The sequence below is a fragment of the Candidatus Merdisoma sp. JLR.KK006 genome (genome assembly GCF_036941035.1).
Lineage (GTDB): Bacteria > Bacillota > Clostridia > Lachnospirales > Lachnospiraceae > Laedolimicola.
In genome coordinates this window covers 14,009-35,227 of the sequence record NZ_JAYMNS010000012.1, presented here as the reverse complement: position 1 = coordinate 35,227, position 21,219 = coordinate 14,009, and the positions used below count along the sequence as shown (strand labels likewise).

Genomic DNA, 21,219 nt, shown 5'->3' with positions numbered 1-21,219 from the left:
AACTTTAAAAAATTTTTTATTATACAATATTTCCAAGCTGCTCCGCTTCCATCTGCTGAGCCATCTGCTTTAGTTCTTTTACAGAGGCCCCTTTTAGATATTTCTCATAAAAGGCAAGTATCCCCTTTGTTCTGCCATCCGTCTCATCCAGCTTTGATACTTCTCTTAAGACAAATGCCGCATTTTCCATTCCCTGCTCTTTTCCGGCTTCTTTCAAGTACTGGTAAACTGCCCCGGCCGTTCCCAAAAATATGTACGCAGGATAAATCCCCTGCTCTATACAAAGACCGGAGGAACCGATAAGCCTGTCCTTTGCCGAAAGCTTCCTTGTTGGATCTCCTCCTACACGGGCACAAGTATCCCCCAGCGCTTTATTGGTAAATCGTGCCAGCAAGTCCTGCGTATGCAGGAAAATACTGTATAAATCCGCATGGTATTGCTTCGCAATTGCTCTTGCGCTTTCTAACATGGCATTTTCTACAATATACTGTATATCACTGTCATCTATAGCCTGGTAAATAAATTCTTTTCCCAAATAATCTCCCAGATATGCGCATACAGCATGACCCATATTATGCACATACAGCTTCCTTTCTATATAAAAACCAAAGGGTATATGAGGAACCATATTTTTTATAGAAGGAATCTCCCCTTTAAACGCTGCTTGATCCACCGGCAGGAAACCATACCGCTCCACGCATACACGCAGAGGATCCCCCTCTTTCATATCTTCTGTCTGTACCGGAACCATACGTCCAATGGATGCCTCCACCAAACCGATGTTGTCCTCAAACCAAGTCTTCTCATCCTCTGACAATTGTTCCTTTATGAGACTTGCCAGAAGTTTATCCGCATCAATCAGATTTTCACAAATAATAATGTTCAATGGCTTCCCGCCTGTCTGCATACGTCTGCGAATCCCCTCTGCAATATTGGGTGCAATAAACTTCAGAACTCTCACGCCCACAGCCGTAGCCATAACATCAGCTTCTGCTATCGACTGTGCCACCTTTTCCCGATTATTTCCATGCACAGCCGCTACAGGCCCTACAAAAATATCTTCTTTTCCTTTGGTTGAGACATATCTCACCGGATATCGTTTCTCTCTGTTCAAAGACTCTACTACAGAGTCCACTACATCAACAAAGGTTACTTCATAGCCGGACTGACTGAACAGAAGTCCAATAAATCCACGGCCAATATTTCCCCCTCCGTACATTACCGCTTTCATATCAACAATTCCTTTCTTACCGATATTTCTCTGACAATTTAAAAATATCCTTCACCGGCCGAAGTCCTGAAAGGGAATCCGGTTGGGACAAATTGGCGGCAGCAGCGGCATTGGCCAAAACCACAGCTTCTTCAATGGAATAATTTTGATACAGTGCATAGAGAATTCCGGCGCAAAATGCATCTCCTGCTCCTACACTTCCCTTAATATACCCTTCCGGAAGCTTTAGAGAAGAAACAAACCCCTGCTTACCATCTTTTGTAAGATAGGCTCCCCCCTCCGGCGCATGCAGCACTATAAGCTCCGATACTCCATATGTCATCAGTTTTTTGCAGATCTCCCCCAACGCTTCCTGGTTAAGAGTTCCATCCTCTTTTCTTGGATTTATGCCGGTGACATTGCCGCCTTCTATCTCATTTGCTATAAAATAATCACAGTATTTCAGACTTGGTTTTACAATACGGGCAAATCGATCTCCGTCCTCACTCACCACATCCATAGAAGTCTTCACCCCAAAGCTCTGAATTCCGGCCAGGGCATGCGCCATAACTGTTCCATATTCCTCATCTTCTTCATCAAACCGATCAAGCAGCAATGCATACCCAATATGGAACATCCTGCATTTCCCAATTTGTTCAAGATCCAAATCATCCAATCCGAATACCGCATTGGCGCCCCTGGCCTGAAAAAAGGTTCTTGCCCCTGTCTCCTTCACCGTCATAACATCCGTAAAAGAAGTCATACATCCTTCTTTTATGGATACCCCATCCGAACAGATTCCATATTTCTCCAGAAATTCTTGAATATATTTTCCCGCTTCGTCATCTCCAATGGATCCAAAGCACCGCAGGGGAACATCCCTGTCCATAGCCGCAATACACCCCAGGGTATTCGCCGCACAGCCTCCCGGACTCTGGGTTTTATCAAGAATGCTGCAGAGCATTCCCTGTTTTGGATATGTATCAATCATCTTCACATAATCCACAATAAGATTTCCTGCTATTGCAATTCCGTTTTTCATGGTATGTCTCCCATCTGATGCTGTCATTCCGTAAGCATTACAGCTTTCACAGCTTCCGTTTTGTTGGTTAAAAACTCCATAATACCCTCACATGCCTGTTCCAAAGAAAATTTTAAATACATTGCTTTCATCTGTTATACCTCCCCTATGCTTTATTCCGGATACTCATTGCACAAAAAATATAATGGTTCTTCATCCTCTTCTATTTTCGGAAAACGTCCTACCGTGTCATAAAACCGGTTATCCATGTTATCATCATTTGTCATAGATACTTCCGCCACCAAAACAGTTCCTTTTCCTTCCTCCCCCAAAAATCTATGATAAAGCCCCTGTGTCAGTGTAATACTTTCTCCCGGCTTCAGGCATACTACATGGCCTGCCGGAAACACATGCTTCACGCCATCTATGCTCACAGTTACTTCCGTATCGGCCAGGCCTTCCTCTTCTGTAGAATTGTAAAGTTTAATCAGCAAATTACCGCCGCCACGGTTAATAATATCCTCCATCTTGCTCCAATGGAAATGCATAGGTGTTACCTGATTTTCTCTGACTACCATCAATTTTTCCGCATAGGGTTTTGGATATCTTTGACTGTCCATCTGGTTTCCATTACGCAGAGTAATCAGCAAAAGGCCAACCTTGCCGAAATCTCCCTGTCCATAATCAGTGATATCCCAGCCCAGCATATTATTCTTGATTTCCTGGGCCTCTTCTCCTTTCTGTTTCCACTCCTCCGGTGTCCAAAGTACAAAGGGCGGCAAGGATGTCTCATAATCTTCAAATAGTTTTAATGCCTCACGCATAATTTTGTTAATCTCTGAACGCTTCATTTTTGATGCCTCCTATTTGGTTAATGAGCCTTTATTACAGCTTTCTGCAAAATGTAATCTAAAAATTTTCCGGCAGCACATAGCTTAAAAAAGTCTTTTCCGCCAATGCGATAGCTCCTTTTACATATACCTGAGGGCCAAGAACCGATTTTACAATTTTAATATCCTTACAATGACTCGGATACTTCTTACTGTGAATCCGATCCGCCACCAGTTCCACCAGCTGAGTGCTCATTTCAGGCAGGGGACCGCCTAAAACAATCATCTCCGGACTGAATAAATTTACAATATTTCCTATGGCAATTGAAATATAAACTGCCGTCTGTTTTACCACATCTTTGCAGACGTCGTCTCCATTGCTGCTCCGTTCAAAAATCTCTTCCAGGGTAATACCATCTATATCTTCCGGCCGCTCTATCTCCATGCCGATCTTATACAAATGACGTACCTGCTCAATAAGATAATCTTCCGCAATCATAGTCTCCAGACAGCCATAATTTCCGCATCCGCACTTTCTTCCAGATGATTCTACTGTCATATGACCCACTTCACCTGCTCCATCGCAAAAGCCATGGAAAATATTGTTTTCTGCAACGAGTCCGCCTCCGATTCCCAAACGAAAGAGACTCATAAAAAAGGATGTCTTATACCCTACGGATACTCCATAAAAGCTTTCCGCCAAAGCCGCCAGATTCGTCTCTTTGTCCAGGCACACCCGAAAACCCAGACGTTCCTCCAACATACTTCGGATCGGCACATTCTTCCATCCAGGAAAGTTGGGAGGATTAATCATTATGCCTTCCTGCACATCCAGCGGACCCGGAACAGCAATCCCCATTCCTAAAATTCTTCTTTTATCTATTTGGTTGTTTTTTAAAAACTCTTCCACAAGCTCATCTACCTTATCCAGCAGCATCTCCGCACTGGATCTGGAAGGAAATTTAATCTCCTCAAATTGAAGCAGCCTTCCCCTTGCGTCGCCAAGCCCGCACACCAGCTTTCCAACACTCAGCTCCATTCCAAAACAGTAAAACGCATGTTCATTAATATCTACAACCATAGATCTGCGTCCTTGGTTTCCACTGTTAGCACGGCCTACTTCTACAATAATCCCTGCCTCCAGAAGCGCATTCGTTACATTGATCACAGAAACCTGTGTCAGCCCCACCAAGCCTGTCAATTCATTTCTCGCTATAGGTCCCCGGCGCATAATTGTTTCCAGTACCAGCAAAGCATTGTTTACCTTCATTACTTTGCTGTTAATTCCATCGTTCATATATCCCTCATTTATTTAATTTATTTTAAAAAAATATTAACTTAAATTATCGTTTTTGCTATTTTTATTTGGTTTTTATAATTTATATTGGATATTATACCATAAAAAATTTGTTTTCAACCCCTTTTTATATCTATTTATAAAACTCTTTTTAATAATTAAGAAACAAAGAACCCTTCCATCCCTTAGGATATCCGGACAGAAGGGTTCTTTTCTAATATTCCAAAAGCTCAATACTGTGAGAAAGGGATATATTCTCCCCAAGTCAAAAGCCACCGTAACCTGACGGGTCACCATTCCTATAATTCTTCCTTCGGGATACTCAATCTCCAAAACCAATCCATTTTACAAATACTTTTTCAACTTCCAGTAATCATGTGCTCCATAAGCAACATTTTCCCTTCATATTTGTATATTTCCATGCTGCTCTCCCTTCCGGCTTTTATTTTTTCAAATCAGCCTCCAATTCCCACGCACAGCCAAAACATAGCGGGATTTCCTTTACCATCTTACAATACTCAAGGCATATCTGCGAATGTTCTTTCCCCGGCATGTATAACCATTTGCCGCAGGAAGCGCATTTCAATGCATTTTTATTTTCATGCAGAGGAACATGTATGAGATGCTCCCCTCCCACCGATATTAACTTCCGCCAACTTGCCCATCATGTGAATATAGGGCTGCCCCAAAGGACAGCCCCAGCTTTACTCCAACTCTATTTATCTCTGCACCCGGGCGCCTGCACCGCCCATGATTGCTTCCACTTCTTTCTTGCTTGCCATAGTCGTATCACCAGGGGTTGTCATAGCCAGTGCGCCGTGAGCCGCACCATAATTAACCGCAAGCTGCGCATCCCCTGTGGTCATCAAGCCGTAGATGAGGCCGCTGGCAAAGGAATCTCCTCCGCCTACCCGGTCCATAATCTCCAGACCTTTGTAGTCCTTAGCCTTATAGATTTCCCCGTCTGCCCAGCAGATGGCGCTCCAATCGTTGACGGTTGCGGTCTTCACCTGGCGAAGCGTCGTTGCTACCGCCTTAAAGTTCGGATAAGCTTTGGCCGCTTCATTGATCATCTTTCGGTAGCCCTCCAGATTCAGTTCCTTTAAGTCCGCATCATTTCCCTCAACCTCAAAGCCTAAGCAAGCCGTGAAATCTTCCTCATTTCCAATCATCACATCCACATACCTGGCAACCTCTTTATTTACCTCCTGTGCCTTCGCCTGGCCGCCGATGGCGCTCCACATGGAGGGACGGTAGTTCAGGTCATAGGATACAAGGGTTCCGTATTTCTTCGCCGTCTTGATAGCTGCCAAAACCGTCTCGCAGGACTGTTCGGAAAGAGCCGCATAAATTCCGCCCGTGTGAAGCCAGCGAACTCCAAGCTCACCAAAGATGTACTCAAAATCAAAGTCCTCCGGCGTTGCCTTGGAAATCGCCGTGTTAGCTCTGTCTGAGCATCCTACCGCCCCACGGATTCCAAATCCTCTCTCCGTAAAATTAATTCCGTTTCTGCAGACACGGCCGATTCCATCCGTCTTCATCCATTTAATAAGTGAGGTATCCACACCTCCCTGGAGAATGAAATCCTCCATCAGCATGCCCACTTCATTGTCTGCAAAAGCCGTAATCACTGCCGTATTCATACCAAAGCATCTGCGAAGTCCACGGACAACATTGTACTCTCCGCCGCCCTCCCATGCACGGAATGAACGGGCGGTGCGGATGCGGCCCTCTCCCGGATCCAGACGCAGCATCACTTCTCCAAGAGATACGGCGTCAAACTTGCACTCTTCTTTCGGTCTTACATTTAAATTCATAATCTCTGTCCCCTGTCACCTTTCTCCACGAATCTCTTCTGCAAGTGTCACAGCCTCTTTTGTCATTTCACGGATTTTATCAAACTCTCCGGCCTCAATCAGATCGCCCTTTACCATCCAGCTTCCGCCGCAGGCTATAATTTTGTCACAGCTTAAATAGTCCTTCAGATTCTTTAAGCTTACGCCGCCGGTAGGCATAAACCGCACCATGGTATAGGGGGCCGCCAACGCTTTGATGGCAGAGACTCCGCCATACTGCTCTGCCGGGAAAAACTTAACTACCTTTAATCCCCGTTTTACCGCCTGCGCTACTTCGGAGGGCGTAACGCATCCCGGGAAAATCGGGATCTCCCTGGACAGACAATAATCTACAATCTCCGGGTCAAAACCAGGACTAACAATAAATTTTGCCCCTGCATTTACAGCCCGATCTACCTGCTCTATGGTCAGTACTGTCCCTGCCCCCACCAGCATCTCGGGATACTTTTCCGCCATCTGACGAATGGATTCTTCTGCCGCTTCCGTGCGGAAAGTAACCTCCGCACAGGGAAGTCCGCCCTCTATGAGAGCCTTTGCCAGCAGCAGGGCATCCTTGGCGTTATTTAATACAACTACCGGAACCACACCGAATTTTTGAAGCTGTTCCTGCATCTTTTCCATGTGAAATTCTCCTCCGTTTTATTTTATTGTTTCATTTATTTCTTTACTACATTAAGATCCCTTTTCTGTGTAGCAGAAAACTGAGTTCAGGGATGCCCCATGCGCCACTGCCAACTTTCATTTATGGTGATACACCAATGAGGTGCATGTGGGTTTACTTTGTAACCGTACCACATCCGCCGGATACTTGCAACTATTTCCAGGCTTCGTATGCCATTTTATTTATCATATTCCAAATAGGCGCCTTTCATGGGACTGGCGGCCAATTCGCTGAACAAGCGCAGTACGCCCTTCTTATATTTGGATGCACGGGGCTTCCATTTCTTCTTTCTTTCCTCCAGAACGGCTGCCACCTCTTCCATAGTTTTTTTCTCACCGGCAATGCCAATGATATTCAACTTACGCTCCATCACGTCAATCTCAATCAAATCCCCCTCTTCTACCAGAGCGATGGGACCTCCGTCTACAGCCTCCGGGCTGCAGTGTCCAATTACCGGGCCGGTAGATGCCCCTGAGAAACGTCCGTCGGTGATCAGGGCAATGCTGCGTCCCAACTCCTTATCGCTGCTGATAGCCTCCGATGTATAGAACATCTCCGGCATACCGCTTCCCTTGGGCCCCTCATAACGGATAAATACTGCGTCGCCTTTTTGTACCTGATGCTTCAGCACCGCATCCAGGCATTCTTCCTCACTGTCAAATGGCCTTGCCCGAAGAACCGCCTTAAACATTTCCTTTGGACATGCCGTATGCTTGATAACCGCACCCTCCGGAGCCAGATTACCTTTCAAGATTGCAATGCTTCCGTCTGTTCCAATAGCTTTATCGTAAGGACGGATAATATCCTCTCTGGTCACATTCACATTGTAACGGCTGTTGAAATCCCGGAGCCATTTTTCACAGCGCTCATAAAAGCCGTTTTCTTTCAGCTCCTTTAAGTTTTCCCCAAGGGTCTTTCCCGTTACCGTCATTACATCCAGATGCAGGTGATCCTTGATTTCTTCCATAATGGCCGGTACTCCGCCGGCATAATAGAATACCTCCGCCGGCCAGCGTCCGGCTGGGCGAACATCCAGAAGATAACGGGCTCCTCTGTGAAGTCTGTCAAAGGTATCTCCCGTGATCTCGATTCCAAACTCATGGGCAATAGCAGGAATATGGAGCAGACAGTTGGTGCTTCCGGAGATAGCAGCATGAACCAGAATGGCATTTTCAAAGCTGTCCATTGTTACAATGTCGCCGGGGCGCATATTTGGCATAGCGGCAAGCTTCACTGCCTGCTCTCCGGCCTTATGAGCAAAATCCAGAAGATCCGGGCTGGCAGCCGGCATCAATGCACTTCCCGGAAGCGCAAGTCCCAATGCCTCTGCCATAATCTGCATAGTAGAAGCTGTTCCGATAAAGGAGCAGGCGCCGCAGCTTGGGCAGGCATTGCACTTTGCCCAGTCAAGCTTTTCCTGGTCAATCTCACCTCTCTGATATTTGGCGCTGTACATGCCCAGCTGTTCCAGGGTCAGCATCTCGGGCCCTGCATTCATGGTTCCTCCCGGTACGACTACGGCAGGAATGTTGACACGGGCCAGGCCCATTAGATTGGCAGGCATTCCCTTGTCGCAGCTTGCAAGATAAACGCCTGCGTCAAAGGGCGTTGCATTTGCATGAATCTCAATCATATTGGCAATCATCTCACGGCTGGCCAGACTGTAATTGATTCCGTCTGTTCCCTGGCTCTCTCCGTCACAGATATCAGTGGCAAAGTATCTGGCCCCATAGCCCCCTGCCTCTTCGATTCCTTTTCTCACCTCTTCCACCAGAACATCCAGATGGCCGCTTCCCGGATGGCTGTCTCCAAAGGTGCTCTCAATCATAACCTGAATTTTTTCCAAATCTTCCGGCTTCCAGCCTGTTCCGATACGTAAGGGATCCAGCTCCGGAGCCAATTTCCGCATTTTCTGACTTACTAGTTCCATAAGAAGCCCTCCATTTAAAGTTCCGCAGCATCTTTCCGGTGCCCTCTGCTAAGAAAGATTTCCAGTCACACGTTCATGTGCCTGGAATTCTTTCTGGCACTCTACATGATGCTGCTGTTTTAGTTCCGCAATTTACACAAAGAATGAAATAATCAGTGCCACCACAAATCCGGTTCCGCCCACCAGGGTTTCCATAATGGTCCATGTCTTCAGGGTAGTCTTCTCATCCAGTCCTACCAGAGATTTCACCAGCCAGAATCCGGAATCATTAAAGTGGGAGCATACGGTAGAACCGCCGGCCACCGCCGCTGTCACACATGCCAGGTACATGGGAGAAAGCTCCGATATGCCGGGCATTGCCGCAATAATTCCCGCCGCCATTGTCATAGCCACCGTTGCGGAGCCTACACAGATACGAACCAGCGCAGCTACCAAAAATGCTACCAGCACAAGAGGAAGATTTGCGGATGCCACTGCGTTTCCGATGACCTCACCAAGTCCGGAATACTGGAGCATGTAGCGGAGCACGCCGCCGCAGGCCGTTACAAGAAGAATCAGGCCTGTAGGCTCCAGCGATTTTGTCATTATTTTTTCCAGCTCCGGCAGAGTATAACCGTGTTTTGTTCCAAGCAGGAACATAGCTGCCAGTGTTGCAATCAGAAGCGCCACAAAAGGCTGACCCAGGAAGCTCAACAGGGACTCGGCACTGCTTAAAGCCGGGATTACGCTTGCCAGAGACTTCAATACAATCAGCACCAGGGGAATCAAAATGATGCCTGCCACCGTACCAAAGCCGGGCAGCTTGGATTCGTCAAAGTCTTCCTGATTAGCCACATGCTCCGGAATTGCCACATCAAATTTTTTGCCGCAGATGGAGCCCCACACAGGACCAGCCACAATCATAGCAAAGATACCGCAGAAAACACCTACCAGAATTACCCACCCAAGGTCTACCCCCAGCATAGTAGCTACCAGTACCGGACCAGGTGTGGGAGGAATAAACGCATGACCTACGGCCAAACCTGCCAGAAGCGGAATCACATAAAACAAAGAAGAGCGTTTCGTTCTTTTTGCCAGTGAAAATGCCAGGGGAATCAGAATAATCAGTCCCGCATCAAAGAATACCGGCATGGCAATAACAAGGCCGGTGATTCCCAAAGCCCAGGCTGCCTTTTGATCTCCGAACTTATTTACCATGGTGACAGCCAGGGTCTGGGCCCCGCCCGAAGCCTCCAGAATTGCGCCGAACATAGAGCCAAGTCCTACCAATAGTGCAATCCCTTTTAAGGTGTTGCCAATACCGTCATCCACCGCCGTAACAATATCCGTAAAGGGCATTCCGGCCACCAGGCCGATGACAACCGCACCAATCAGAATGGAAAGCATCGCATGAATCTTAAACTTAATAATCAGCAGCAAAAGCAGCGCCAGGCCTATAATTGCCGCTATGACAAGTCTGGTGGGATTAAGGGTTACCGTAGCGTCCATAACAAATCCTCCTTTTTAAATTGCTGCCGGGCAGCACGAAAGGGTAAAATCACTTCAGCGCACACCTATGAGAGAAACTTTCATTCGAAAGTGCACTCATGAAAGTTCCTCTCGTGCGCTTTCGCAGCTTTACCGTCCAGCAGTAAATATTCTGTGAGTTACGTTTTCTTTTTAACATCTGACGTCATATGTTGTATTGAAATTATTATATATTTTCTCTATTTTTTAGTCAATACATCTGATGTATTTTCTTCCTTTTCTCCCTTTTGAACAAAAAAAGATGGATTCAAAGAGGAAATCCACCTTATTTTTGTTTATATTTACCAGTATTATATATTTTGTCAGCCATCTGCACTTTATCAAAATTCGCTTGCATTCCATAGTCTGTGCAGTCTGACCCTGATTTATTCATCTTTTTCTTCCATCATTTTCATCAACATCTGACGATTATAAGTCAAATGCATAATCATGGCGCATCTTGCACCTACCGGGTCTCCTCTCAGAATGGCATTTGTAATCTCACGGTGTGTCTCTATCGTTTCCTCCTTTAAACGCCGGTTGGTTAAATTCACGAAAGTGACAATCGCAGTCTGAATAATGGGCTGCAGCAATTCCACCACCCGGTTTTTGCTGCATTTTGCAATACAGGTATGAAACTCAATATCTTTTAAAGTATGGTTTTTTCCGGAAAGATACTGCTGCTCCGTCTCGTCACAGAGACGTTTTAATTCCTCTTTTTCCTCCGGCAGCGCATAATCACTGGCCAGGGCCGCAATCTCCGGCTCCAGCATCAGCCGCACTTCAAAAAGCTCCAGCGCCAGCTTATACTTATCCGTAAATCTTGCCAGCCCCAAAGGATCCTCTTCAAAAGTGCTTTTACTGATCACATAGGTTCCGGATCCTCTCCGGACCTCCAGAATGCCTTTTGTTACCAGGCTTTTTATGGTTTCACGAATGGTGCTTCTTCCCACACCGAATTTTTCCGCCAGTTCATATTCATTTGGAATCTTCTCTCCGATTTCCACAGGTTCGTGGAGAATATAATTCATCAACTCCTCCTCAACCTGAGAAGCCAGAAGTTTTTTATTCATCTTTTCAATCTGGTACATAAATCTATCCCTTTCGCCGCTGTCTCCTTATTCCTGCTCAGACGCAATACCATTACCTTAAGCTCTAAAATCCGGCTCTAAAGTCTTCCTAAACTTAACAAAATCTCATGATGCCGGGCGTAAACGGCAATCCGCCATGTTTTAGTATACCCCCTTATCAAAAGAATTTCCAGCCTTTACCGTTTTACACATTTTCCAAGGCAAAAAGAATAGATTACTTTCTCTTTCACCCTCTTTCCGGTCAGCTTCTGCAAAGCAATCTCATAATAATCCAGCTGCCGCCCGTATTTCTCCAGCAGTTCTTCTCCCTGCTGCACATAATCCGTCTTATAATCCACTACCACAATGGCGTCATCCTCATAGAAATAGGCATCAATAATTCCCTGCACCAGCACCGGTTCCCTGCTGGTGTAACCTAAGTCCAGCTCACAGGCCGGAAGCTGAATCACAAAGGGCTGTTCCGTGCGAAGCTGTCCGCACCCCTTTGCCGCCATCATGCGCTTCGCCAGGTCCGTCTTTCCAAAGGCATAAATATCATAAGGCCGAACCACATCCGCCTGCTCTTTCGTAAGCTTTCCATCCTCAACCAGCTTTCCGATGGCCTCCCGTACCCGGTCAGAGTGATAGAGACCCGACAGATCCAGACACTCCAATACCCGGTGGTAGGCCGTACCACGGGCTGCTCCGCTGACCGGCTCCTCCTCCTGCATAAACCGGGGGATATAAGGAACAATCTCCTCCTGGGGATACAAAAGGGTGTCCACGTCCTCATCCTCCGTCTGCCCCGCTTTTTTAAGCTCGGAGACACTCACCTTTACTCTCAGGGAGGTTTCCTCCTCATAGGGATATCCCTCTCCAAACTGTTCCTCCAGTTCCCTTGCAAATGCTTCGTCTCTGCCCGGAAGCTCTTCCGGACGGCCAAGCCGTTCCCTCAGCTCCTCCATTGAGATCTGTTCTCCGATAGTCTCCTCCAACAAAAGCTCCGGCTGTACCTGGGACAAAGCAAAGCTGGTGCCTGCGGCTGCCGGCAAAATCCAGTCCAGGTAGGTTCCTGCCGAAGAAAGCCTGGAAAACGGCAGCTGAGCGTTCCCTTGTGTCCCCTGGTTTTGCTCCAGCTTCTCATTCAGCTTCTTTGCGCTCCCCAGAAGAATCAATTTTTCCTTTGCCCTGGTAAATGCCACATAGAGCACCCGAAGCTCTTCTCCCAACATTTCCAGATCCAGCGCCCTTTGCAAAACTTTCTTAGGCAGCAGGGGAATTTTCACCCGTTCCCTGGTATCCACATAATCTACTCCAAGCCCCAGATCCGGATGAATCACCACCCGGCTTCTGGTATCCTGCCTGTTAAAGCTTTTGCCAAGACCGCCCACAATGACAATGGGAAATTCCAATCCCTTGCTCTTATGAATGGTCATAATGCGCACCGCATCCTCATTTTCTCCGGTAATTCCGGCTTCGCCAAAATCCTCCTGATAGCTTTGAAGCTGCTCCATATAATGTACAAAATGAAACAGTCCCCGATAGCTGGTCTTCTCAAAGGCAATGGCACGCTCTATCAGCATCCGCACATTGGCCTCACGCTGTTCCCCTCCCGGCTGCGCCGCCAGATAATCGCCGTAGCCTGTATCTTCCAGTACAAACCAGAGAAACTCATGGATGGGAAGATACTCCGCCTTGCTTCGATAGCGGTTAAGCCGTTTATAAAATGCTTGCAGCCGTTGTCCCAATTCCTCTTTGCCATATTCCCCCTGCCAGAAGCTTATACACGCCTCATGGAACGGCCTGTCAGGATACCGGCTTTTCACAAGAGCCAGCTCCACATCCGTAAAGCCCCCGATCATAGACTTCAATACTGCCGCAAGAGGAATATCCTGTCTTGGATTGTCCACCACCCGAAGCAGATTCAAAAGGGTCTTTATCTCAATGGTAGTAAAATATCCGGTCCGTGACTCCGTATGAGCCGGAATTCCTGCCTCCGTCAGCACCCGGGCATACACATCCCCCCATTCGGTCAGGCTGCGGAGCAGGATCACAATATCCCCATAAGACGCAGGCCGAAAGCTCTCTTTTCCCGCATCCCATACCTGCTGGCAGGCAAGAAGCTCCTTAATGCGCCGGGCCGCCCCATAGGCTTCTATTTCCCTCACAGTCAAATCCCTCTCCTCATCGGAAAGCTCCGGTGCATCTCCATCCAATAGCAAAAGCTCCGGTCCGTTCATCACCTGCTCCGGCTCCGGCATGGAAGCCCCCGGATAGAGGGCTGCCGCCTTATCATAGAGAATCCCTCCTACACCAGGCGTCATCAGGCTATAAAAAATCTCATTGACTCCCTGAAGCACCTCTTCCCGGCTTCGGAAGTTTTTATGAAGATCGATTCGTATAGCCGTTCCCTCGTCCGTCTGGGGATAGGAGCGGTATTTCTCCATAAACAGTTCCGGCCGTGCCAGTCGAAACCGGTAGATGCTCTGCTTTACATCTCCCACCATGAACACATTTTGGCTGCCAGCTTCTCTTCGGCTTACACTGTTTAGAATAATCTCCTGCATCAGGTTGCTGTCCTGATATTCATCAATCATAATCTGTACATAGCGCTCGGAAAGCTCTCTGGCCGCATCTGTAACCGTTACCGTAAAGCGTCCGGCTTCCTCCCGCACATCAGCCACCAGAATTTCCAGCGCCAAATGCTCCAGATCGGAAAAATCCGCCAGATTCTTGTTTCGCTTCTTCTCCTGGTACCGCTCTATAAATTCCTTTACAAGAGAAATCAGAACCTCCGTAGGGGAAGCTGCCATTTGCAGAAGCTCCCATACCTCATCCAAAGAGCAGGAAAAATAGGCTTCTCTCAAAGTCTTTAAACTCTTTTTCATCCGGTCCCGAAGATCCTTAATCCGGGCTTTCTTCCCCTCATCTACATTTTCATCCCGTTTAGCGGAAAGTCTGGCAAATGCCAAGTTTTCCAAAATCTCCTGATATTCCTCATAGGTATGACAGCCGCAGAGTTCTTCCACCTGTTCCAAATCTTTTAAAAGAGCCTCCTGGTACATATAAGGACCATCTGTCTCTTTGCAGAGTTCAAGTCCCCCCTTTAGCTCTTCCCTCCAACCTGCCAAAAGTTTTCCTGCATATTCCAGCAGAAATTCCATCCATTTGCTTTGACCCAAATCCTCCCTGCACGCCGCCTGATAGGTATCCATACAGCTTTCCAGCCATTTTGAGGGATACGGGTAGCTCATGGAAAACTCGTAGAGCTGCAGGAGCAGATCTTCAATGACAGCATCACTTTTTCCCACTGCATAGGTTTCTACAAAATTCACAAATTCCGGGCTGTCCTGTGCATAACGCTCTTCCAGAAGTTCCTTTAATACCTCTCCCTTTAGAAGCTTCAGCTCTCCTTCCTCACCGATTCGGAAAGAGGGATCCAAATCCAGCTGATGAAAATAATTCCGAATCACATACTGGCAAAAGCTATGGATGGTAGTAATCTGGGCATTGTGAATTAAGGTCTGCTGCTTCTGCAGATGCACGCTTTCCGGCTCTGCCTCCAACTGTTTTGTAAGGGCAAGGCCGATCCGCTCCCGCATTTCTGCCGCCGCCGCATTGGTGAAAGTTACTACCAGAAGCTGATCCACATCTATGGGCGCATCCCCCTCACCTTTTGCGCAGACCAAAGATAAAATCCGCTCCACCAGCACCGCCGTCTTGCCGGACCCGGCTGCTGCCGACACCAGCACATCCTTATTCCGCACATCAATGACTTTTTGCTGTTCCTCTGTCCACTTGACGCTCATTTTTACGTTCTCCATTCCAGTCTTTACTGTATTTCTTTCTCTATCCGCTCCCAAACCTCCGAATCCTCAAAGGCTTTCAAACGCCTGAAGCCGTATCCCTCATCCTTGGAGTCCAGACCGCATACACCTCTATAGGCACAGTAATCACAGGCAGTTCTGCCTTTCATCTCGTAAGGATTCACCTCCATCTGCCCCTCCAGTATCTCGGAGCCTATCTTTTGGATCTTTCGATTGACAAAGGAAGACAAATCCCGAAACTGCCGCTCCGCCGCCACACTGGATCCTGCCCGAAGACTGCCGTCCTTATTATAAGACAGAGGAAGCACGGAGGATTTTCCCGGCATATCCCGATCCAGCTTTTGAATAACCTCCGGATCGCTGTTTACCAATCCGGACAGCTTAAGCTTTTCCATTACCCGTTCATTGAGGTTCTCCGCCGGCCCTCCGGCCTCCTGTTCCAGCACAGGATCCTCTATCTGATAGTAGAAGATTCCTGCCGGGTGGATTTCTTTATCCGGATGCTCCCTTGCCGCCAGCTCCATAGCCGCATTCAGATAAACCACCAATTGAAGCTGCAGCCCATGATACAGGGACACAAGCTGAAAAGAGGTATTTCCCGATTTATAATCTACCACCTTTACATAGACATTCTTTTCTTCCTCACAAATATCCATACGGTCAATCCGTCCACGAAGCCGAAGCTGTTCCTCCGGGGAAAGTGCAATGTTCACTGCATCCAGATCTGACACTCCGGAAAAGACGATCTCATAATTCTCCGGCGTAAACAGACCTTTTTCAATCTGCCTCCCAAGAGCCCAGACGGTCCGCTTCATCATCCGTTTCATCCTCTCTGCGGCGTAAGCATTTCGGGCTGTGCTTTTAAGAATGGTATTTCCATAATCTGAGGTCACCAGCTCCATGCATTCCTCCACCCAGGCTCCCTGGATCTCTTCGGGAATATCCCTCCAGGTATAGCCGCTCTCCTCAAGCCGCTTGGAAAACAGCTCCAGAGTCTCATGGAATATATTTCCCATGTCCATCGGTGCAAACTCATACAGGGCCCGTTCCGAAAGCCTCAGGCCATACATAAGGAAATGAGCGTAAGCACAGGCCGCATACCGCTCAAGCCTTGTGACACTGTTCTCCAGCACCGTTCCGTACAGGGCATGAGCTACCGCACGCCCCAGATGACTATCTGTATGCCGGGAAAAAGCCGCCTGTAAAAGCTTGGAAAGCTTTTCCTCGTACTGCTCCCTGGAAGCATACCACCGATACAGCTCATAAAACTTTTCACTTTCCTCCCCGGCACGGTAAGAGCGCAGGCCCTCAATCAAAAGACGAAGACCCTCCCTGGGCGTTGCAAAAGCCTCCTTTTTCCATCCCTCTTCCCTCATAAGCTCCATGTTCGGAAACATTCCCTTTAACACATTCATCAGATAAGACGGGCGCAGGGCTTTTCCGCCGCCGTCCAAAAGACTGCAGCACACATAAAGTCTCTTGGAGGGCTTTGTCAGGTTCAAATATAAATAAAACCGCTGAATATATCCCTGCTCCCTTGCCGTAGGCGCCAGTTCCATGCCCTGTGCCTTTAGCTGCTCCCGTTCCATATCGGACAAAAGTCCCGTACGAGAGGTGTTTTTCGGCACATTTCCCTCATTTACACCCAGGAAAAAAAGCACCTTTACATCCTTAAGGCGGGTACGCTCCATATCGCCGGCCACCACCTGATCTACCCCCGGAGGAATTACTCCTACACGGGCTTCCGCAAATCCGGCCTCCAGAATCTCCCGGTATTCCCTTGCGGAAAGCTTCTGATCTCCCAGAAGATCTACCAACTTATCCAAAAGATCCATAACAATGGGATAGATTTGATGGTATTCCTTTGCCAGTACTTGATTGCCCTCTTTTTGAAAGCGCTCCTCAAAGGCTGCCAATTTCTTCTGAATTTCCAGCTTTTCAATCAGCCGGTAAAGAGCCGCAGTACGTGTGAATACATCCACCCCCTTTTTCCTCATAACCTCTCCAAAGGGCAGAACCATACTGGCAAACTGCTGCCTGAGATCGTCAATCCGGAAAAGCTCTTCTTCCGTTAAGCTTCCATAGGTGCGTATAAAACGGTTTTCCCATTTTTTCCTCCCCCGAATCCCAAGGGCCAGGACATAGTTTTCCAGAAGATCCGTATCCTCCCGCTTCATGCCTGACAGCCCGCTTCTTAAGAAACGAAATACGGTCTCATAGGTAAAGTCCTGCTCCGTCATCTCCAGCAGCGACCGCAGGAACTCAATAAACGGATTTCCAAGGACACTTCGCTTGTAGTCCAGGAAACAAGGGATTCCATATTCCGGAAATATCCGCTCCAGACAGTGTCCATAAGCCTCCATATTGCCCGTAATGACAGCAAAATCCCGATAATGAAAGCCCTGCTCCCGAATCAGGCGGCAGATCCTTAAAGCCGTCCAGCCTACCTCTTCCTCGGGATTGCGAAGAAGATGAAGACTTATCTGTTCCTGCTTCTCCCCAAAGGACCTCCGATGAGGGCGGAACAGGTTCTGTTCCAGAGCAGACAGAGCGCTCGCCCTGCCAAACCGTGACTGATTGGAGGGCTTTATGACCAAGGCATCCTCTATATCAGCTCCCACCTCCCGGGCCAGACTCATTAATGTGGAAATGGTCTTTTTACTCAGGGAAAAAAGCTGATGCTCGCCCTGGGATCTGTACGGATCCTCCCGGCTGTCTATGGTAACTGTCACCGTAACTTTCTTCGCATACCGTATGAGCTTCTGCATTAATTTATTTTGAATGGGAGTAAAGCCCGTAAAACCGTCCAGAACAATAAAACTGCTTTGCACCATTTCCGAACGCTCCACAACCTGGCATAATACCTCCAGAAGCTCTTCTGCCGTAATATATTGATCCGCCAGGTAGGCATGAAATGCCCTGTAAAGCACCTGCAGATCCCGAAGCTTCCAATAAAGGTGAGGTCTTTTTTTACTGGACTCCGTGAAGCGCTCAAGCTCTTCCTCTGACACCGCATACTGGGTAAGCTCCGAGATTAACGACTTGATCTCATTGATATAGCCCGTCTTTTTCAGATTTCCGCTTAGGATCTTAAGCTCCTCCTGATGCTCCTGGGCAAGTTTGCGAAGCACCAGGTTCTTGCCTGTCTCCTCCAGAACCTTTCCCACACGGGTTCCCGTTTCCTCAAATACACGGTAAGCCAGACGCTGGAAGCTTAATACATCAATATTAAGAATGCCGCCGTCCGGATGCATGGTTACCAACTCTTTCTGAGTCTGCATGGTAAACTGCTCCGGCACCAGTACCAAGATCTTCTGTTCCGGGTTCTCCCTGGACTCCCGGATAATATTCTGATAAAGGGTATGGGATTTTCCGGCCCCCGAATTTCCTAAAATAAATTGAAGTGACATATCTTCTCCATTCCAGTTCCGCAGAATCTTTTTCATACACCTTTACTTAGAGACATTTCCGGCCGCAAGTACATGCGTCCATAAATGCCTCTGTGCATGAACAAGATTCTGCACCAAATTGTAAAATCGGAATACAAAACCAACATCATCCCGGCGATAAGCCGTAAGAGCTTTCTTTCGAAAACTGCTGATGTCTTTCCTATCTATAAAAAGCATCACATACGCCTGCATTTTTAAGTGTAACACAAACAGAAAAAGAAGTCAGCACCAAAGAAATGCCAGAATTTTGAAAATTCCTTTATACAGAAAAAAATCCCGCAAAAATAAGCCGGCCAACTTTCTTATATCCCAGTTCCGTACGTTTTTCCTTATAGCTTTTCCCAAAACATACATTGGTTATAAAAAAGTCAGCCGGCTTATTTTTGTCTTCCATGTCTCAGATAAACATGCGTTCCGTCTACAATGTTTTCTCCTGCTCTTTCTGAATCTCCGGAAATGCGGACAGCATAGGCTTCTCATCTTTCCCTTTCAGCACCCGATCCACATAATTCCTTGTAATCTTGTAAACCAGCGGAGACAGCACCAGAACGCCAATCAGGTTGGGAATCATCATCATACCGTTAAAGGTATCCGCCAGATCCCAGGCCAGGTTGTCCCCCATCACAGCGCCGCCGTAAATAGCCAGCACAAAAATTACCCGATATATAATGGTAAACTTCTCTCCAAACAGGAATTCACATGCTTTACTTCCATAGTGGCTCCAGCCCAATACCGTAGAAAAAGCAAACAGCATAATTGCAACAGCCACAAAGCCCGCTCCCACTTTACCAAAATGTATGGAAAAGACCGTAGAAACGATATTTGCCTTTGTCAGTTCGATGCCGCCATACTCGGCTGCCGCCACGCCTGTCTCCAGATCAACCAGTCCTGAGGACAATACGGAAAAGGCAGTCAGCGTACAGACAACGATCGTGTCCGCAAATACCTCAAAGATTCCCCACATCCCCTGACGTACCGGCTCGCTGACGTTGGAGCTGGAATGTACCATAACAGAAGAACCCAGACCCGCTTCATTGGAGAATACGCCACGTTTCATACCCTGCTCAATGGCCAGCTTCACGCCATAACCAACCACACCGCCGCCTGCCGCTTTCAGCCCAAAGGCTCCCTGGAAAATGGCACTGAACACGGCTCCTGCCTGAGAGATATTGGTAAAGAAGATCACAACACTTCCCACTATGTACAAAACCACCATAAAAGGTACAATCTTCTCCGTAACCGAAGCGATCCGTTTCAATCCTCCTACAATGACAAGGCCGCCCAAAACCAGAACCACAATACCGGTAATCCATACAGGCACGCCAAATACGGAATTCATATTGCCGGAAATGGAATTTACCTGAGTCATATTTCCGATGCCAAAGGATGCCAAAAAGCAAAAGGCGGAAAACAGCACCGCCAGAACAGAACCAATGGCTTTACATCCCTTTTTCGCACCCAGACCATCCCTGAGATAATACATGGCCCCTCCGGACCACTCACCGGCGCTGTTTTTGCGCCGGTAATAGATGCCCAGCACATTCTCAGAGTAATTGGTCATCATGCCGAAAAAGGCAATCAGCCACATCCATAATACGGCTCCCGGACCACCTGCCATAATAGCTCCCGCCACGCCTACGATATTACCCGTTCCTACCGTAGCCGCCAGTGCGGTGCATAAAGACTGAAACTGGGAAATGGAACTGTCTTTCGTATGCCCCATAACTCCTTTGTCCTTGAAAATCGCCCCTAAGGTCATTTTAAACCAATGACCAATATGGCTTAACTGAAAAAACTTTGTCAAAAAAGTCATCAGCACGCCCACAAAGGAAAGCAAAATCAGGGCCGGCCAGCCCCAGACAATATTATTGACAAAACTGTTGACATTTGTGATAAATTCTATCATAACACACTTCCTCCTCTGTTTTCTTCCGTTTCCATAATTCAAGCCGTGATTCCTTTTATTCAGTTCATAAATCCTATTAAAAAACGCAGGAGTCCCTGTTACCTCTCCTGCGAAGTTATCATCAATCTATTTTATTTCAACGGAAATCTGGTGATATTCTACCACGGAACTTTAGAGTTGTAAAGTGTTAGATTGAATTTCGGCTGACGAATTCTTTATTTAAGACAGAATTAGAGGGTATCAGTACGTATTGTCTTCTGATACCCTCTGTTAAACTATGCTGTCCATTGGACCTATACCTCTTTTCTTTGCCGGGTTTTCAAGTTGCGCTTACCATTCTGAATTTTTCTTCCGGGAACTTCTGCTCTCGAAAATTTTTTCTTCAGTTGGTAATTTTCCGAAGTCTTATTGACTTCTCTTGTTCGACTTCTTCTGTTCTCGGCTTTTCCCCTCTGTAATCATAAGATTTTCTTTTCCGGTTTTCTTTTCTTCTTCTTTACTTCTTTTCCGGCTGCTTCTATTTTACCGATTCTCGTCGAACTTTTTTGTCCCTGGCTTTCTTCTTACTATAGTTTTTGATTCAGATGTGTGTTACATCCGTTTCTTATCTTATAGTAGAAAGCCTAACCTAACTGTACTTTGGCCCGTACCTCCTT

The 21,219-nt window shown here is 47.2% G+C and carries 12 protein-coding genes and 1 pseudogene; all 13 read right to left on the bottom strand.

Going from position 1 to position 21,219, the window contains the following annotated elements; all coding sequences use genetic code 11:
- Positions 1–19: 19 nt before the first annotated feature.
- Entirely contained in the window at positions 20–1,231 is a 1,212-nt protein-coding gene (locus tag VSQ61_RS11130) for a mannitol dehydrogenase family protein (protein ID WP_334344504.1), read from the bottom strand.
- Positions 1,232–1,247: 16 nt separating this feature from the next.
- Positions 1,248–2,252: a carbohydrate kinase family protein gene (locus VSQ61_RS11125; RefSeq protein WP_334344503.1), complete on the bottom strand. Its 1,005-nt coding sequence runs from the start codon at positions 2,250–2,252 to the stop codon at positions 1,248–1,250.
- Positions 2,253–2,404: 152 nt separating this feature from the next.
- A complete protein-coding gene (locus VSQ61_RS11120) occupies positions 2,405–3,082 on the bottom strand; it encodes a D-lyxose/D-mannose family sugar isomerase (protein ID WP_334344502.1) in 678 nt (225 codons plus the stop codon).
- Between the two features lie 58 nt (positions 3,083–3,140).
- Positions 3,141–4,358: an ROK family protein gene (locus VSQ61_RS11115; protein ID WP_334344501.1), complete on the bottom strand. Its 1,218-nt coding sequence runs from the start codon at positions 4,356–4,358 to the stop codon at positions 3,141–3,143.
- A 719-nt stretch (positions 4,359–5,077) separates the two neighbouring features.
- On the bottom strand, positions 5,078–6,175 hold the full coding sequence (locus tag VSQ61_RS11110) for a sugar kinase (protein WP_334344500.1): 1,098 nt from the start codon (positions 6,173–6,175) through the stop codon (positions 5,078–5,080).
- A 15-nt stretch (positions 6,176–6,190) separates the two neighbouring features.
- On the bottom strand, positions 6,191–6,835 hold the full coding sequence (locus VSQ61_RS11105) for a bifunctional 4-hydroxy-2-oxoglutarate aldolase/2-dehydro-3-deoxy-phosphogluconate aldolase (protein WP_334344499.1): 645 nt from the start codon (positions 6,833–6,835) through the stop codon (positions 6,191–6,193).
- A gap of 218 nt (positions 6,836–7,053) precedes the next feature.
- A complete protein-coding gene (gene ilvD, locus VSQ61_RS11100) occupies positions 7,054–8,805 on the bottom strand; it encodes a dihydroxy-acid dehydratase (protein WP_334344498.1) in 1,752 nt (583 codons plus the stop codon).
- Between the two features lie 132 nt (positions 8,806–8,937).
- A complete protein-coding gene (locus VSQ61_RS11095) occupies positions 8,938–10,293 on the bottom strand; it encodes a GntP family permease (RefSeq protein WP_334344497.1) in 1,356 nt (451 codons plus the stop codon).
- 404 nt (positions 10,294–10,697) lie between these two features.
- On the bottom strand, positions 10,698–11,402 hold the full coding sequence (locus VSQ61_RS11090) for a FadR/GntR family transcriptional regulator (RefSeq protein WP_334344496.1): 705 nt from the start codon (positions 11,400–11,402) through the stop codon (positions 10,698–10,700).
- A gap of 176 nt (positions 11,403–11,578) precedes the next feature.
- Entirely contained in the window at positions 11,579–15,190 is a 3,612-nt protein-coding gene (gene addA / locus VSQ61_RS11085; RefSeq protein WP_334344495.1) for a helicase-exonuclease AddAB subunit AddA, read from the bottom strand.
- Between the two features lie 23 nt (positions 15,191–15,213).
- Complete coding sequence (gene addB / locus VSQ61_RS11080; protein ID WP_334344494.1) at positions 15,214–18,618, bottom strand: helicase-exonuclease AddAB subunit AddB; 3,405 nt, start codon at positions 18,616–18,618, stop codon at positions 15,214–15,216.
- Positions 18,619–18,720: 102 nt separating this feature from the next.
- A pseudogene (locus VSQ61_RS11075) lies at positions 18,721–18,831 on the bottom strand (ABC transporter ATP-binding protein); the annotation flags it as partial.
- A 244-nt stretch (positions 18,832–19,075) separates the two neighbouring features.
- Positions 19,076–20,563, bottom strand: a complete 1,488-nt coding sequence (locus VSQ61_RS11070) for an alanine/glycine:cation symporter family protein (RefSeq protein ID WP_334344493.1) — start codon at positions 20,561–20,563, stop codon at positions 19,076–19,078.
- Between the last annotated feature and the right edge of the window lie 656 nt (positions 20,564–21,219).

Excerpts from the sequence above, each read along its gene's own strand:
- VSQ61_RS11130 (WP_334344504.1), bottom strand. The coding sequence starts at position 1,231 with ATGAAAGCGGTAATGTACGGAGGGGGAAATATTGGCCGTGGATTTATT.
- VSQ61_RS11125 (WP_334344503.1), bottom strand. The coding sequence starts at position 2,252 with ATGAAAAACGGAATTGCAATAGCAGGAAATCTTATTGTGGATTATGTG.
- VSQ61_RS11120 (WP_334344502.1), bottom strand. The coding sequence starts at position 3,082 with ATGAAGCGTTCAGAGATTAACAAAATTATGCGTGAGGCATTAAAACTA.
- VSQ61_RS11115 (WP_334344501.1), bottom strand. The coding sequence starts at position 4,358 with ATGAACGATGGAATTAACAGCAAAGTAATGAAGGTAAACAATGCTTTG.
- VSQ61_RS11110 (WP_334344500.1), bottom strand. The coding sequence starts at position 6,175 with ATGAATTTAAATGTAAGACCGAAAGAAGAGTGCAAGTTTGACGCCGTA.
- VSQ61_RS11105 (WP_334344499.1), bottom strand. The coding sequence starts at position 6,835 with ATGGAAAAGATGCAGGAACAGCTTCAAAAATTCGGTGTGGTTCCGGTA.
- ilvD (WP_334344498.1), bottom strand. The coding sequence starts at position 8,805 with ATGGAACTAGTAAGTCAGAAAATGCGGAAATTGGCTCCGGAGCTGGAT.
- VSQ61_RS11095 (WP_334344497.1), bottom strand. The coding sequence starts at position 10,293 with ATGGACGCTACGGTAACCCTTAATCCCACCAGACTTGTCATAGCGGCA.
- VSQ61_RS11090 (WP_334344496.1), bottom strand. The coding sequence starts at position 11,402 with ATGTACCAGATTGAAAAGATGAATAAAAAACTTCTGGCTTCTCAGGTT.
- addA (WP_334344495.1), bottom strand. The coding sequence starts at position 15,190 with ATGAGCGTCAAGTGGACAGAGGAACAGCAAAAAGTCATTGATGTGCGG.
- addB (WP_334344494.1), bottom strand. The coding sequence starts at position 18,618 with ATGTCACTTCAATTTATTTTAGGAAATTCGGGGGCCGGAAAATCCCAT.
- VSQ61_RS11070 (WP_334344493.1), bottom strand. The coding sequence starts at position 20,563 with ATGATAGAATTTATCACAAATGTCAACAGTTTTGTCAATAATATTGTC.